At 61.1% G+C, this 11,673-nt stretch carries 13 protein-coding genes; 7 read left to right on the top strand and 6 right to left on the bottom strand.

What is annotated here, in order from left to right:
- Positions 1–620 precede the first annotated feature (620 nt).
- Genes AAC640_RS17990 through AAC640_RS18015 form a run of 6 tightly spaced genes read left to right on the top strand, consistent with a single transcriptional unit; the run spans position 621 to position 5,528 of the window.
- Positions 621–1,490 (top strand): cytochrome c oxidase subunit II, encoded by an 870-nt coding sequence (locus AAC640_RS17990; protein ID WP_340268775.1) that lies wholly within the window; start codon positions 621–623, stop codon positions 1,488–1,490.
- Entirely contained in the window at positions 1,490–3,208 is a 1,719-nt protein-coding gene (locus AAC640_RS17995; protein ID WP_340268777.1) for a cytochrome c oxidase subunit I, read from the top strand. The genes AAC640_RS17990 and AAC640_RS17995 overlap by 1 nt, the downstream gene beginning before the upstream one ends.
- Positions 3,205–3,798, top strand: coding sequence for a cytochrome c oxidase subunit 3 (locus AAC640_RS18000; protein ID WP_340268779.1), 594 nt, complete (start codon positions 3,205–3,207; stop codon positions 3,796–3,798). The genes AAC640_RS17995 and AAC640_RS18000 overlap by 4 nt, the downstream gene beginning before the upstream one ends.
- A 24-nt stretch (positions 3,799–3,822) precedes the next feature.
- Positions 3,823–4,506, top strand: a complete 684-nt coding sequence (locus AAC640_RS18005) for a heme-copper oxidase subunit III family protein (RefSeq protein WP_340268781.1) — start codon at positions 3,823–3,825, stop codon at positions 4,504–4,506.
- 5 nt (positions 4,507–4,511) lie between these two features.
- The gene (locus AAC640_RS18010; RefSeq protein WP_340268783.1) at positions 4,512–4,865 is read left to right on the top strand and encodes a cytochrome C oxidase subunit IV family protein; all 354 of its coding nucleotides are present in this window, start codon (positions 4,512–4,514) and stop codon (positions 4,863–4,865) included.
- A 3-nt stretch (positions 4,866–4,868) separates the two neighbouring features.
- Positions 4,869–5,528: a c-type cytochrome gene (locus tag AAC640_RS18015; protein ID WP_340268785.1), complete on the top strand. Its 660-nt coding sequence runs from the start codon at positions 4,869–4,871 to the stop codon at positions 5,526–5,528.
- 45 nt (positions 5,529–5,573) lie between these two features.
- On the opposite strand, the gene AAC640_RS18020 is transcribed toward AAC640_RS18015, so the two are convergent.
- The 3 genes from AAC640_RS18020 to AAC640_RS18030 all read right to left on the bottom strand — a co-directional run bounded on the left by AAC640_RS18020 (position 5,574) and on the right by AAC640_RS18030 (position 8,431).
- Positions 5,574–6,374: a DUF2189 domain-containing protein gene (locus tag AAC640_RS18020; RefSeq protein ID WP_340268787.1), complete on the bottom strand. Its 801-nt coding sequence runs from the start codon at positions 6,372–6,374 to the stop codon at positions 5,574–5,576.
- 451 nt (positions 6,375–6,825) lie between these two features.
- Positions 6,826–7,110, bottom strand: a complete 285-nt coding sequence (locus AAC640_RS18025) for a hypothetical protein (RefSeq protein ID WP_340268789.1) — start codon at positions 7,108–7,110, stop codon at positions 6,826–6,828.
- Positions 7,111–7,738: 628 nt separating this feature from the next.
- Positions 7,739–8,431 carry a glutathione S-transferase family protein gene (locus AAC640_RS18030; protein ID WP_340268791.1) on the bottom strand — a complete coding sequence of 231 codons (693 nt, stop codon included), beginning with the start codon at positions 8,429–8,431 and terminating at the stop codon, positions 7,739–7,741.
- 105 nt (positions 8,432–8,536) lie between these two features.
- Here AAC640_RS18030 and AAC640_RS18035 point away from each other — a divergent pair, with 105 nt between their 5' ends.
- On the top strand, positions 8,537–9,100 hold the full coding sequence (locus AAC640_RS18035; protein WP_340268793.1) for a TetR/AcrR family transcriptional regulator: 564 nt from the start codon (positions 8,537–8,539) through the stop codon (positions 9,098–9,100).
- 61 nt (positions 9,101–9,161) lie between these two features.
- Here the strand turns inward: AAC640_RS18035 and AAC640_RS18040 are convergent, their stop codons facing one another.
- From AAC640_RS18040 to AAC640_RS18050, 3 genes are all read right to left on the bottom strand, one after another.
- Positions 9,162–9,302: a limonene-1,2-epoxide hydrolase family protein gene (locus AAC640_RS18040; protein ID WP_340268795.1), complete on the bottom strand. Its 141-nt coding sequence runs from the start codon at positions 9,300–9,302 to the stop codon at positions 9,162–9,164.
- A gap of 267 nt (positions 9,303–9,569) precedes the next feature.
- Complete coding sequence (locus AAC640_RS18045) at positions 9,570–10,733, bottom strand: acyl-CoA dehydrogenase family protein (protein ID WP_340268797.1); 1,164 nt, start codon at positions 10,731–10,733, stop codon at positions 9,570–9,572.
- A 3-nt stretch (positions 10,734–10,736) separates the two neighbouring features.
- On the bottom strand, positions 10,737–11,673 hold a 937-nt coding region (locus AAC640_RS18050; RefSeq protein ID WP_340268799.1), incomplete at its 5' end, for an acyl-CoA dehydrogenase family protein.

Below are 11,673 nucleotides of genomic sequence, written 5' to 3' on the forward strand. Positions count from 1 at the left end.
CGGCTCGCTCGGGTCCACATCCCAAGCTTGAATCACGCCCGAGCCGCCGCATCAACCCATTCTCAAACGGTCTCTTAGAAGGTTGGAGGTGCTTGAGCCATTGGTCCGTGAAACGATGCTTCGCCATTTATTACTTAAGAAATTTTGCCGTTTGTAACAGATGTGGTAATGGTTTCATGTTTATGAAACCGCCCATACCCTTACTAAATCGACAATAACGTCTTGACAAACAACAAATGTTTCTTTCAGGCTATTGCATGAAGTAACCTTTTTTATTTTGCCAAGGTTGGGGTCGATGGTTCTAATCGTTTCGCCCGCTCCAGATTTGTCGGTTAATTACAATACTTTACTCTACAGACGACTGCGCCCCGGTCTAAGCGGGGGTAATGCTGGGGTAACTTCTCCTGTTTGCTATGAGGATCGGGACCACGCCGGATACGATGCTTGTCGTATGGTTGTTGTGAAGGGGGAGCATCGACCGGCCGGGGGCTGGTCCGCCGCGCAATAGTTTTCCCTTTTTCTCATTTTTATATAGATTGTGGGGGCGGTTTCCCCGAGCGCGACTCGAAAAGGCCGAAGAAAAGGCTGCGAGGCACGCCATCAGAGATGGGAGAGGGCCTGTGCCGATTGCGGTCGCCATCGCCATGCTGGTGTTTGGGTCGGTCGCCTTTCATCTGTTCAGCCCGTGGTGGCGGACGCCGATCGCGTCCAATTGGGGCTCCATCGATTCCGCCCTGGACGTCACCTTGTGGATCTGCGCGGCGGCCTTCATCCTGTTGAACCTGTTCATGGCCTGGGTGCTGGTGCGCTATCGCAACCGGCCGGGACACAAGGCGCACTACGAGCCGGAAAATGCCAGCCTGGAAAAGCGGCTGACGGTGTGGACGGCGATCGGCATCGCGGGAATGCTGGCGCCGGGGCTCGCCGCCTGGGGCAAATATGTGAACGTGCCCAAGGAAGCCGCGATCGTCGAAGCGGTCGGGCAACAGTGGCAATGGTCGTTCCGCTATCCGGGGCCAGATGGCGTGCTGGGGGCGGCGGCGGTCAAATATGTGACGCCCGACAATCCGCTCGGCCTCGATCCGCTCGATCCGTTCGGGCGGGACGATCTGCTGGTCGAGGCAGGCGATCTCCACCTGCCGATGGGCAAGCCGGCGAAGATCGTGCTGCGCTCCAAGGATGTGCTGCACGATTTCTATGTGCCCGAATTCCGGGCGAAGATGGATCTGGTGCCCGGCATCGTCACCTATTTCTGGCTGACGCCGACCCAGACGGGCACGTTCGACATTCTCTGCGCGGAGCTGTGCGGCACCGGCCATCATGAGATGCGGGGCAAGGTGGTCGTGGAATCGCCCAAGGCGTTCGCGTCCTGGCAGGCGCAACAGACGAGCTTCTCCCAGATATTGGCCAACGCACCCCCTGCCGCGATGTCGATCCTGCTGATCAAGGCCAATGCCTGCACCCTGCCCGCTTCCTGGAGCAATCGCTGATGGCTACCACACTGGCTGACGACCTGCGCCCGCTGCATCATCCCCGCAGTTGGGTCACGAAATATGTCTGGAGCCAGGATCACAAGGTCATCGCCATCCAGTACAGCGTGACCGCTATTTCGGTCGGGCTGGTGGCGCTGGTGCTGTCGGCGCTGATGCGGTTGCAGCTGGGCTTTCCGGGCGCCTTTCCCGCGATCCAGCCGGACAACTACCTCCAGTTCGTGTCGATGCACGGCATGATCATGGTCGTCTATCTGCTGACCGCGCTGCTGCTCGGCGGTTTCGGCAATTACCTCATCCCGCTGATGGTCGGAGCGCGGGACATGGTGTTCCCCTTCGTCAATATGCTCAGCTACTGGCTCTACCTGCTGTCGGTGATCGTGCTGGTGACGGGCTTCTTTGTGCCGGGCGGGCCGACGGGCGCGGGGTGGACGCTCTATCCGCCGCAAGCGATCAGCGAAGGGACACCGGGGCATCAATGGGGCATCGTGACCATGCTGGTCAGCCTCGCCATCTTCGTCGCGGCCTTCACCATGGGCGGCCTCAATTATGTAACGACGGTGCTGCAGGCGCGGACCAAGGGCATGACGCTGATGCGGATGCCGCTGTCGGTATGGGGCATCTTCACCGCTTCGGTGATGGGGCTGCTCGCCTTCCCGGCCCTGTTCGTCGCGGCGATCATGATGCTGTTCGATCATCTGGCGGGCACCAGCTTCTTCATGCCGACGATGCAGAGCATGGGCAAGATCACCCCGACCGAAGGGGGCAGTCCCCTCCTGTTCCAGCATCTCTTCTGGTTCTTCGGCCATCCCGAAGTCTATATCGTCGCCCTGCCCGCCTTCGGCATCGTGTCGGACCTGATCAGCGTCCATGCCCGGCGCAACATCTTCGGTTATCGCATGATGGTCTGGGCGATCGTCATCATCGGGGCGCTGAGCTTCGTCGTCTGGGCGCACCATATGTATGTGAGCGGCATGAACCCCTATTTCGGGTTCTTCTTCGCCACATCGACGCTGATCATTGCCATCCCGACCGCGATCAAGGTGTATAACTGGATGCTGACCCTGTGGCGCGGCAACATCCACCTGCGGGTGCCGATGCTGTTCGCCATCGCCTTCATCTTCACGTTCATCCACGGTGGGCTGTCGGGGTTGTTCCTGGGCAATGTCAGCGTCGATGTGCCCTTGTCCGACACCTTCTTCGTGGTGGCGCATTTCCACATGGTGATGGGCGTCTCGCCGGTGTTGGTGATCTTCGGCGCCATCTACCATTGGTATCCCAAGATCACCGGGCGGATGTGGAACGATACGCTTGGCAAGCTGCATTTCTGGATCACCTTCCTTGGCGTCTACGCGATCTTCCTGCCGATGCATTATCTCGGCATATTGGGCGTACCGCGGCGCTATTATGCGCTGGGAGAGACCGCCTTCATCCCGCAGTCGGTGCATCTGGCCAATGAATGGATCAGCGGTGCCGCGCTGATCGTGTTCGCGGCCCAGGGCCTGTTCTTCTTCAACATGATCTGGAGCCTGTTCCGGGGCCCGCGTGCCGATCCCAATCCCTGGGGCGCGGCGAGCCTGGAATGGCAGACGCCGCAAACGCCGCCCGAACATGGCAATTGGGGACCGCATCTGCCGGTCGTCTATCGCTGGGCCTATGATTATAGCGTGCCGGGCGCGCCGCGCGATTTCATCCCGCAAACCGAGCCGCGCGCATGAACCTGCTCGCGCGCCTGGCCGAGAGGAGCTGGGAGCCGGCCAGCGACCGGGACGTGCAGCCCGATCGCCCCTCGGCGGGGGCGGTGGGCCTGTCCGCCTATGTCGCGGTCGCCTGCGTCATGTTCTCGCTACTGGGGGCGGCCTATATCATGCGCATGGGGCTGCATGGCGCGCTGGGGCATAGCGGCCATGACTGGGTGCCGATGCCCGATCCACCGCTGCTGTGGATCAACAGCGCGGCGCTGGTGGGAAGCAGCATTGCCTGGGAAATCGCGCGGCGCGCGGACAGGTGGGACAAGGCCGTCCCGGCGTCCACCGCGGGAGCTGCGCTGGGACTGTGTTTCCTCATCGGCCAGTGGCTGCTCTGGCGCCATTATCAGGCGGCGGGCTTTTATCTGTCCGCCAATCCGGCAAACGCCTTCTTCTACCTGCTGACCGCGCTGCATGGGTTGCACATCATCGGCGGGTTGGTCGCGGCGGGATGGGCGGTTGTCGGGCGCAATATCCGGCATGTCCGCCTGTGCGCGCTCTATTGGCACTTTCTTCTGTTCATCTGGATTTTGCTTGCCGGGCTGCTTGTATCGACGTGAGGTCATATCGCCATGTCTCAGACGATGACGGACAGACGAGATCGCGAGGTCATCACCCCCGCCTTGCGTGAGATCGCGGCCGACTGGTCAGCCGATCAGGAGGTGTTTCGCCACACCCATTGGGGCAAGGCGATGATGTGGATCTTCCTGCTGTCCGACACCTTCATCTTCTCCTGCTTCCTGACCGGCTACATGACGATGCGCGCGTCGGCCATGCTGCCTTGGCCGAACACGGCGGAGGTGTTCGCGCTCAATATCGGGGGGCACGAAATCCCGCTGGTGCTGATCGCGATCATGACCTTCGCGCTCATCAGTTCCAGCGGCACCATGGCGATGGCGGTGAACTTCGGCTATCGCCGCGACCGGCGCAAGACCGCGGCGCTGATGCTGCTGACCGCACTGTTTGGCCTCACCTTCCTGTCGATGCAGGCGTTCGAATGGACCAAGCTGATCTTCGAGGAAGGGGTGCGGCCCTGGAGCAATCCGATGGGTGCGCCGCAATTCGGCGCGACCTTCTTCATGATCACCGGCTTTCACGGCCTGCATGTCACCTGCGGCGTCATCCTGCTGCTGATCATCGCGTCCAAGGTCGCGCGCGGCCATTACGACCGGACGGGCGATTACAGTGCGGTCGAGATTGCCGGGCTCTACTGGCATTTCGTCGACCTCGTCTGGGTCTTCATCTTCGCCTTCTTCTACCTGTGGTGAGCGCCATGAAGCACGATATCCCCGCCGCAAAGGTGCAGCCCGTTCATGAAGGGCAACAGCATCCGATCAGCCTCTACCTCAAGGTCTGGGGCTATCTGTTCGTGCTCAGCACCCTCTCCTATCTGGTCGATTACATGCATGTGCAGGGGATCATACGCTGGACGCTGATCATCCTCTTCATGCTGCTCAAGGCCGGGCTCATCCTGTCGATCTTCATGCATCTGGCGTGGGAGCGGCTGTCGCTGATCTACGCCATCCTCGTGCCGCCGCTGGTGCTGCTGGTGCTCGTGCGGATCATGACGATCGAGGCGGACTATGCCTGGTGGACGCGGGCGATCTTCATGGGTGGGGGAGGATGAGCCATGGTGCGGATGCGCTGGGTGGTAACGGGGCTGTGCGTCGCGGGGGCTACGGCGTCGCTGTGGGGCTTCAACTGGTTCGCGGGCCAGGTCTATCCTCGCTCCAAGGCCGGGGACCTCGCCTATGCGCCCGAGGACGCCCCGCCGCGCATCGACATGGCGGAGGTGCAACGGGACTGGCCGGCGAGCTTGGGCGAACCCGGCGAGGGCAATCGGGTGATCGCCTATCGGCACGCCATGCAGGGGAAGGCGCCCATGCCATCAGCCAGCGCCGCCGTTGCTGCGGCCCCCGTCGCTGATCTGGGGACGCTGCTCGCGACCGCCGATCCCAATACGGGCAAGGCGAAGACGCAGCTTTGCGCCAGTTGCCATGACTTCACGCAAGGCGGCCCAAATCGGATCGGTCCCAATCTGTGGGGCGTGGTCGGCCGAGCTGTGGCGAGCCATGCGGGCTTTGCGTATTCGCCGGCGATGAAGGCGCATGGCGGGATATGGAGCTATCAGGGTCTGTTCGAATTTCTCGCCTCGCCCGCGCGCGATGTGCCGGGCACCAAGATGGGCTTCGCCGGGCTGCGCAAGCCCGAGGACCGGGCGGCGGTGATCAAATATCTCGCGACATTGGGGAACGGCGCACCGCCGCTCCCCAAGCCGACCAGCGAATAAAGGAAAAGCTGCTCCCGCTAAGGCGGGAGCAGCTTCCGCGATCTCTCAGCGAACCACTGCGCGCGTATAGAGATGCCAGGTCGCATAGCCGAGCACTGGCAGCACCACCGCCAGGCCAACCAGGCCGGGCAGCGCGCCCAGGATCAGCAGGGCGACGACGATCAGGCCCCAAGCAGCGATGGTCACGGGATTGTTCCACGCGACCCGCACCGACGTGCGCAGCGCGACGCCCCAATTCACCTTCTTGTCGATGATCATGGGGAAGGACACGACGCTGACCGCCAGCGTGACGATCGCGAAGCACAGACCGGCAAGATTGCCGAAGATGATCATCCGCCAGCCTTCGCCCGTGCCGAACACCGCGTTCAGGAACGCACCTACCGAGGAGATCGCCTCGGGGCCGAGCCGGCCGACCGTCGAATGGTAGATGAACCATGCTGCAGCGATCCAGGCGAGGAACAGCAAGGCGGTAACGCTGGTAAGGTCGAACAGCCCCGGCGACGACGGCCCGCGCACCACATCGAGGAAATGGCGCCAGCGGCTGTCCAATCCCAGTTCACGGCGCCGGGCGAGTTCATAGAAACCGCTCGCCAAAGCGGGGCTGAAAAGCACGGATCCCGTCACCAGCGGGAACAGCAGCGGCAGGATCGAAGCCTGGCTGGCCATCAGAATCGCGAACAGGACCACCAGTGGATAGATGAAGCCGATGAAGACGAGATCGCCGCGCTTGGCCTGAAAATCATCCCAGCCCTGCCCCAGCGCAATGCGCAGATCCTGCAGGCCGATCCTGCGGATTTCATATTCATCACGGGACGAAATCGGATCACCTGGATGAGCAATTGCCATGGCCGCTCTCCCTTTGAAGACGCCACGACTGACGTTCAGCTTACCTGACCTCAGTCGGGACTGGTGCCGATGCGCCTCGTATTCGAGCTTGCGCAAGCATCGTCTCGGCATGAGGAAACGCCCCATGGCCAATGCGGGCACGTTACACCCTTCCCTTTGACGCACAAGCGCGATGATGCCGAGGGACAATGAGCAGCCGACGAGCATATGATGAGACCTGTGCGCGGGTGCGCCTGACGACCCCTAACGACGTCGCCAGGATTGAGCGTGGGAGCGAGTTGGGTTTCGACATAGGTTTCGAAGGTCATGCAGTTCATTGGGCAATCGATGACCCATGGTGCGGTCAGGCCATCACAGCGCAACGCAGCGATGAATGTCTGGGTTTTCCAGTGACCGAAGGGAGCGCGCGCTTTCAGGCGCTGGTTGCGCCGTGTCCTTCCGCGCAATCGCGTCATCTTGGTCGTGGTCGCCGTTTCGTCAATGAAGACAAGATGATGAGGCTGCCTGCGCAGGCTGGGTTGCCGATACACACGCCAGGCACGGCGCGCCTTGGCAACATCATCGCGTCCGCATTTCGATGCCAGCAGCGTTTTTTGAAGCTGTAGCCAGCTTTCAGAAGCGCTAGCGACAACGAAGCCGGATGCGCCTGAACGCCCGTCGCGGCCGCAAGCGGGGCCGACAGTTCAGGCATGGTGATGTCCGGCTCGGCATCAATCCATTTCGTCAGCGTCACCATATGGGGGGCGAGTTTGCCGTCTCCGGGTGGGCGACCCTGGCGAGCAGGTTGCGCCGATCCCGTCGCCGCAACCCGCTGCGCAAGCGTCACCGCAACTCGGACTCACTCCGAAATGACGAGAAGCCGAGCGCCGCGATTGCCCCGAAGCAATATGGTTGACGACCCGAGCCCGAAGATCAGACGAATAGGCCTTTCCCATGATCCACCTCCCACAACGGTGAATCATATTCCTCAACCCCTGGGTGTCTCGCGCAGCACCACTACCCGCCGAACGATCTCGGCTCGCCTGTAGGGCGTGGTTCAGGCATTCTTATAGATGTTCATCCGGTCCTCCGGCGCTGAAGTGTCGCGACCTCAGTCTTCCCGGCTCATGACGGATGAACAACCTCCTGAAAGCTCACATCTAGGCGGTGGCGAAGCCTGCTGATTAAGGGATTGAAGTCGCGTTCAGATGCTCTCAGAAGGCATGCGACTGGCGCGCCACATTCGACCGGCGCCGCCCGAGCCAGATAACCCACGAAGATTGGGTCACCGACAGCGGTGCCATCGGCCATAGACGACATTGCCCAAACCCGCCCCGAGATCCCTGACTTTGAACCCAATGGGGCCGCCAGCATATATTGCCTGCTTATGCCGCGTCGCCGTGTCGCGCCAGATCTTCCGGCAACGGGATCTGACCGCTGCGATTCTTCACGGCGGGAAGATCGGCAACCTTAGCACGCCAGGCGTGAAGAGCCGTGAGTTCCGGAGCGATTGGCAAGCCAACAATGTCGGCAAACATCAGGCCGGCAAACAAGGTTATGTCGGCCATCGAAAACTGGTCACCCGCCAGGAAAGGCTGTTTCGCCAGCACATCATTGAAATAGGGCATATTGGCCACGGCAAATGCGCCACGCCGCTGCCCCCATTCCTTTGCGCCACCCCACTCTGGCGCCCGCCAAGGGCGCAGCGCAGCGCCAAGGCCCGGGGTCCCATAGTGGAAATAATCGTCGACGGCGTCGATCAGCATCATCTCGGCCCGACGTTGCATCATGTGGATGAGCCCCTTCTCACGCGGCGTCGTGCCGGTCAGTATGGGGTTGCCATCCAGATTGTCGAGATATTCGGTTATAGCTGTAGACTCGGAAATAATCGTGCCGTCGTCCAGCTCCAGAACAGGGATCTTCCCGATCGGGTTCATCGCGAAAAACGCCGGCTGCTTCTGTTCGGCGGCTATCAGGTCGACGCTGACGAATTGGACCTGGTCCTCAAGACCTTTTGCGGCCAGGACGATGCGGACCCGTGCGGGATGGGGTGCGGCCTCCCGATCATAGATCTTCATAAAATTCCTCTCTATCTGGCAGTTGGTAGATGAAATAGATATATCGTTATGGGTGTGTCAATGCCTATCTGCCAAGTGGCAGATGAAACGGGCGAGGGCATGGGGATGAGTACGAACACCAGAGAGTTAATTCTGAGCGCTGCCACGCGGGCTGCGCAGGCGCATGGCTATGGCGGACTGAACTTTCGTGATCTCGCGGAAGCCGTGGGCATCAAGTCGGCAAGCATCCATTATTATTTCCCCAGCAAGGCCGATCTCGGCGCGGCGGTGGCGCGGCGTTATCGCGAGGATGCTGCAGCGGCTCTGGAAGCCCTGTCGGACGAAACGTTGGATCCGCTCGCATGCCTGCGTCGCTATCCCGATACGTTCCGCAAGGCGCTTGAGAATGACAACCGAATGTGCCTCGGCAGCTTCATGGCCGCCGAGTTCGACGATCTGCCGGACGCGGTGGTAAAAGAGGTCCAGCTCTTTGCCGACGTCAATGTCGCATGGATCGGTCGCCATCTTACAGCAGCTTCCCTTATCGCCGCTGAGAAAAGCGAACAGAGGGCACAGGCGATATTTGCCGCCATTGTCGGCGCGCAGCTTCTCGCCAGAAGCCGGTCAGATGTCTCACTCTACAATTCGGTGATCGCCAGCTACCGGGAGGCGGGTCTCCTGCCTTGTTAAGTGCGCTGAAGAATCCGGATGACTGATCCGTCATAGGTCGCCGTCGACTTCATGTGCATGATCATACAACCGTTGCCTTCGCGGCCTCCACCTGCGCCGAATCGAAATAGTCGCGCCAGTGCGTGATCCGTCCGTCCTGCAGCTCGAATATGCCCATGACGGAAAATTGCGACCACTTGCCATCGATCAGGAAACGATCCAACCTCTCGGTCCTCCTGCCGGGCATGGTCGTCGGTGATGCTGAACGCGGCCAACTGGTCGAGCGTAAGTCCGTCCTGCCGATACACGTCCATCAGCTTCGGGCTGACCGCCCGAGACGCAGCCTCCGCTTCACGACGTCGGGGGACCCGCCGACGGCAGGTCTTACGGCCCCTTATCGACGCCGTTTTCCAGCTGATGCGTCGCGAAGCCATGCCTGAGAGTATGAACGCTGACGCGCTTGACGGGGCCTGCTGCCTTTTGCCCTTCTTCAGGACACGTCAAAAGTACGGCCCCGACCATTCGAGGTGCTTGATTGCGTTCCAGTATTCAGGGCGCCACGGCTCAACGCGATAAATCGTGCGAGGTGGTAATCCTCGTCACCGAGTTGGTGGTCGATCATTGTGAGCCTCTTGGCGTAGTGCGCGACCCGGTTTTCCCAGGCCATCCCGATGCCCCCGTGCATCTGAATGGCTTCTTCAGCGACCAGCGTCCCCGCGCGACCGATCGTGTATTTTCCCGCCGCAATGAGCCGCTCTCTCTCGCTCGCGGCCGATTCGAGCGCGTCAGCGGCATTTATGGCCGCCGAGCGCGCTTGCTCGATTTCGACCGCGATCGTCGCGATACGATGCCGCAGTGCCTGGAACGCGCCGATCGGCATGCCGAACTGACGCCGGGTACGCAAATATTCCAGCGTCGAATGTTTCAGAACTTCCATGACGCCCACCGCTTCCCAGACGAGCGCAGTGATACCGGCCGCCATTGCGCGCTGGATGATGGGTTGACCGGACATCGCCACGAGCGTTGCCGGAGCGGCGGTCAGGCGCAGATCGCCACCCCGTCCGCCATCAATCAGCGGATATCCCCGACATTCGACGCCGCTGCCGCCATTATCGACGAGAAACAAGCCCAGGTCGTCTTCACTCCCCGATATCCGCGCGGAAACAACAATCTGATCGGCCGCTCCCAGTTGGGGTATGACTATTTTCTCGCCGGTGAGGACCCATCCCGTTGGGGTTTGCGTTGCTCGGGTCGTCATCGATGTGCCCGCGTGGCGGCCGCCGGGCTCCTCATGCGCAAAGGCCAGGACGCAAGCGCCTGCAATGACCCTGCCCAGCGTCTCCTCCCAGCCGCCCGCCTCCGCCAGAATGCGCCCGGCCATCAGCGTGCCGAGAAAGGGTTCGACGACCAGTCCGCGCCCCAACTGTTCGAAGACAATGGCGATATCCGATCCCGTTCCGCCGAAGCCGCCCGCATGCTCTGGCAACAGTGCGCCGACCACACCCAGATCGGCCAAGGCCTGCCAATGCTGCCGGGACCATCCGTCGGCCGACCCGCTTATGCCGTGCCGGGCTTCGATCGCATAACGCTCGCGGAGAAATCTGCCGATCGTATCGGCAAGCATTTGATGATGTTCGAGTGGATGGAAGTCCATTGCTTAAAATTCCAGGAGATCTTTGGCGATGATATCGCGCTGAATTTCATTGGAGCCGCCAAAGATCGAAAGTTTTCGGTTGTTGAAATATTGGGTGGCGACCGAGGCGCCGTAGGACGGCCCTACCGCCTCCCCGGCGAAATCGCCTTCGAGCGCTTCGGACACAAACGGCTGCGCATAACTGCCAAGCGCGCGGCGCATACAGGCGGTGATTTCCTGTCGGATCTCCGTACCCAACAGCTTCAACATGGAGCTTCCCGCCGCGAACGGAACGCCCTGTTCCGTTGCTGCCAGGACTCGTAGATTTGTGGTCCGCATGTTCTCAAGTCTGATCTCGAGACGCGCCAGGCGAGCGGCGAAGAGGATTTCTTCGGCAGACGTGCCATCTCCCGTCCGTTGCGCCTTCACGATCTCGCGAAGGTGGCGAAATGCCGCCTCGGACGCACCGACACCAGCGATATTCGTGCGTTCGTAGCCCAGCAGATATTTAGCGTAGGTCCACCCGTGATTTTCAGTGCCGACCAAATTCTCGACCGGGACGCGGACATCGGTGAAGAACACGTCGTTCACCTCCGCCTCGCCGTCGAGCAGACGGATAGGCCTTACCTCAACACCCTTCGCCTTCATATCCATGAGCAGAAAGGAAATGCCTTGCTGCTTCCTGCCTTCGCGCGACGTGCGTACGAGACAGAACATCATGTTCGCGTGCTGGCCCAGTGTCGTCCAGGTCTTCTGGCCATTCACAATATAATGATCGCCATCCCGCATGGCGCTGGTTTGCAAGCCCGCCAGGTCGGAGCCTGCTCCGGGCTCCGAATAGCCTTGGCACCACCAATCCGTGCCGTTGAGAATGCGGGGAAGCCTGTGCATGGCGGTGACAAACCAGGCCAATGGAGCGCCGGCGTTTTGCTGAGCGCGGCGGTGTAAAAACCGGCCATTG

Source organism: Sphingobium mellinum (genome assembly GCF_037860795.1).
Classification (GTDB): domain Bacteria; phylum Pseudomonadota; class Alphaproteobacteria; order Sphingomonadales; family Sphingomonadaceae; genus Sphingobium; species Sphingobium mellinum.

What these genes read in the sequence shown, in the direction of transcription:
- AAC640_RS18030 (WP_340268791.1), bottom strand. Translation starts at nt 8,431, where the DNA reads ATGAAGATCTATGATCGGGAGGCCGCACCCCATCCCGCACGGGTCCGC.
- AAC640_RS18015 (WP_340268785.1), top strand. Translation starts at nt 4,869, where the DNA reads ATGGTGCGGATGCGCTGGGTGGTAACGGGGCTGTGCGTCGCGGGGGCT.
- AAC640_RS18010 (WP_340268783.1), top strand. Translation starts at nt 4,512, where the DNA reads ATGAAGCACGATATCCCCGCCGCAAAGGTGCAGCCCGTTCATGAAGGG.
- AAC640_RS18020 (WP_340268787.1), bottom strand. Translation starts at nt 6,374, where the DNA reads ATGGCAATTGCTCATCCAGGTGATCCGATTTCGTCCCGTGATGAATAT.
- AAC640_RS18045 (WP_340268797.1), bottom strand. Translation starts at nt 10,733, where the DNA reads ATGGACTTCCATCCACTCGAACATCATCAAATGCTTGCCGATACGATC.
- AAC640_RS18025 (WP_340268789.1), bottom strand. Translation starts at nt 7,110, where the DNA reads ATGGTGACGCTGACGAAATGGATTGATGCCGAGCCGGACATCACCATG.
- AAC640_RS18005 (WP_340268781.1), top strand. Translation starts at nt 3,823, where the DNA reads ATGACGGACAGACGAGATCGCGAGGTCATCACCCCCGCCTTGCGTGAG.
- AAC640_RS17995 (WP_340268777.1), top strand. Translation starts at nt 1,490, where the DNA reads ATGGCTACCACACTGGCTGACGACCTGCGCCCGCTGCATCATCCCCGC.
- AAC640_RS18000 (WP_340268779.1), top strand. Translation starts at nt 3,205, where the DNA reads ATGAACCTGCTCGCGCGCCTGGCCGAGAGGAGCTGGGAGCCGGCCAGC.
- AAC640_RS18035 (WP_340268793.1), top strand. Translation starts at nt 8,537, where the DNA reads ATGAGTACGAACACCAGAGAGTTAATTCTGAGCGCTGCCACGCGGGCT.